General features: G+C 38.0%; 2 protein-coding genes. Both read left to right on the forward strand.

Annotated features, from left to right (window positions below):
- The first annotated feature begins 263 nt into the window (after positions 1-263).
- Positions 264-1,106 carry a tyrosine-type recombinase/integrase gene (locus LJE09_RS16930; protein WP_020993164.1) on the forward strand — a complete coding sequence of 281 codons (843 nt, stop codon included), beginning with the start codon at positions 264-266 and terminating at the stop codon, positions 1,104-1,106.
- A 2-nt stretch (positions 1,107-1,108) separates the two neighbouring features.
- Entirely contained in the window at positions 1,109-2,284 is a 1,176-nt protein-coding gene (locus tag LJE09_RS16935; protein WP_020993160.1) for an IS91 family transposase, read from the forward strand.
- The last annotated feature ends 275 nt before the right edge of the window (positions 2,285-2,559 follow it).

The raw sequence follows: 2,559 nt of genomic DNA on the forward strand, positions 1-2,559 counted from the left end.
TTGAACAAAATCGCTGCGCGATGGCTTGCCAAGGCTGTGGCGCAGCTTTCTTTTTCTCAATAATAAAATAGGCAATGGCAATTCTTACCAGTATTTGATATTGTAAAGTTACCACACAAAACAATTCAATACAGAAAGACACCACTGCCTATGAAAAGAATACCATTTGACCGCTTTTCTGACAAGCGGTTTTATTATGCTAATGCACCTCCATGTAAGCAGGGTTTTTCATTAACTACTGATTTTACATGGAGGATTTTATTATGTACGAAGAAATTTTTAATCAGATTCGATCTGCTGCAAATAAACGGAATCTCAAGGATTCCACGATTCATGCATACTGTACCAGTGTTGCTCATTTTTTGAACCGCACAGCCAAGGATATAGATGCATTAACAACTGACGATGTTGATATATTCCTAACTGAAAAGAAACTTTCCGGGATTTCACCAGAAACATACAATCACTACCATTCAGGAATCCGCTTCTTTTACAAAAAAATATTGAAGAAGAATTGGGATGATGATGACATACCTCGTATGAAAAGGGACAGAAAGTTACCAACGGTGCTTACAAAAGCAGAAATATCAGCTATTCTTGATGCTACGCCAAATTTGAAGCACAAAGCTATGATTGCTACTATGTATTCAGGCGGACTTCGTGTTTCAGAAGTCACACATCTTCATTATGATGATATTTCACGCACGAACAAAACCATACACATCCGTGATGGGAAAAGTCGCTCTGATCGTTATACTTTGCTTGCAGACCGGACGCTCGAAATATTGACAGAATACTGGTTTCAATGTGGCAGACCAAGGGGGATTCTGTTCCCAAGTTCATGGACAGGGGATTATCTTACAAAAGATAGTGTCATTCAGTTTTTTCGTGAAAGCGCCGAAAGAGCAGGCATTCAGAAACATGTCTCCACACATTGTTTGCGTCATAGTTTTGCAAGTCATCTGTTTGAGTCAGGCTGCGATATAAAATACATTCAGGCTCTTTTGGGACATCGTGATCCAAAATCAACAGAAATTTATCTGCATGTAAGCAATAAAACTCTGCTTGGTATTAAAAGCCCATTTGATGAGATGGGTGGTGAATGATTATGGATAAATCATGTACGATACAGGATGTATTTGAACGGTTCTATCCTTCTTATGAAAAGAGGAGTAACCCTCCTGCTCATCACAGAAAAACGGCTTATCACATCAGAAACTGTAAAACAGGAGTTTTTGGTGTAAACATCAGTGTTTGTGAGGACTGCGGATGTATCAGTGTTCACAACAACTCCTGCAGAAGCAGATGCTGTCCCATGTGCCAGGAGTTTCCGAAAGAGAAATGGATTGATGCACAAAAAGAGAACGTATTGGATGCACCCTATTATCATGTAGTATTCACAGTTCCTGAGGAATTGAATTCCATTATTTACAGCAACCAGAAGCTGTTATATGATGCACTGTATCATGCTGCTTCAGCCACATTGAATGAATTGTCAAAAGATGCAAAGTACCTGGGAGCTGATATAGGGTATATCTGCATTCTTCATACCTGGGGTTCTGCAATGAATTATCATCCTCATATTCATACCATTGTTCTTGGAGGTGGGCTTGATGATGAAAATAAATGGAAAGAAACAGGTGGAAATTTTTTTCTCCCATATGGTGTCATCTCAAAGGTGTTCCGTGGAAAATATCTGGATGAGTTAAAAAGCCTGTGGAATGATTCTAAGCTTAAATTTCATGGTACAGCGGAGAAATATCAGAACAGCTATCGTTTTAAAGAACTTCTTGATAAGTGTTATGAAAAGAACTGGGTCACTTACTGTAAAGAAACTTTCAATGGTGCACAGTCGGTTATCAATTATCTTGGAAAATATACCCACAGGATAGCAATCAGTAATCAGCGAATTAAATCCATGAAAGACACGACAGTTACATATGCAGTAAAAGACTATAAAAACGAAGGCTGTTGGAAAGAGAAAACAATTTCAGGAGAAGAATTCATCCGTCGATTCCTGATGCATGTTCCTCCCAAACAATTTGTCAGAATCCGTCACTATGGTCTGCTATCATGTAGAAACAAGAGAAAAAAGATAACTCACTGCAGAAATCTGCTTGGATGCAAGAAATACATTTCTACATTAAAAAATCTAAATGCAATAGAAATGATAAAGGTTTTGTATCACATCGATGTATGCAAATGTTCTTCTTGCGGAGGGAATATGGTATCACCCCGCAAAGATAAATACAGTTCTTCTTTTTGTGCACATATGAGATGTTAAAATCTACAATTGCATAGAATAAATGACTTCCGCATAGGAGGTTTGTTTGTCATGCCTGAAATTGATTTCTTGAATAAAAAAACTTTTACCAAAACATCCGGTATGATAAACTTAAGGAAAAGAGCAACGATTGAATCCCCATAGCTATCGGCTAAAGGGACGCGACTTTGTTCACCAAGGTAAAATCGAAATTGATGTAAACGAAAGGGCAGTTTTTATCAGAACTCAAGGCTGCTTTTTCGTTTACACCAACTCCGATTGTTTCCTTAACAGTT

It is taken from the genome of Blautia sp. DFI.3.45 (assembly GCF_020593505.1).
GTDB classification, from domain to species: domain Bacteria; phylum Bacillota; class Clostridia; order Lachnospirales; family Lachnospiraceae; genus Blautia_A; species Blautia_A wexlerae.

Excerpts from the sequence above, each read along its gene's own strand:
- LJE09_RS16930 (WP_020993164.1), top strand. The coding sequence starts at position 264 with ATGTACGAAGAAATTTTTAATCAGATTCGATCTGCTGCAAATAAACGG.
- LJE09_RS16935 (WP_020993160.1), top strand. The coding sequence starts at position 1,109 with ATGGATAAATCATGTACGATACAGGATGTATTTGAACGGTTCTATCCT.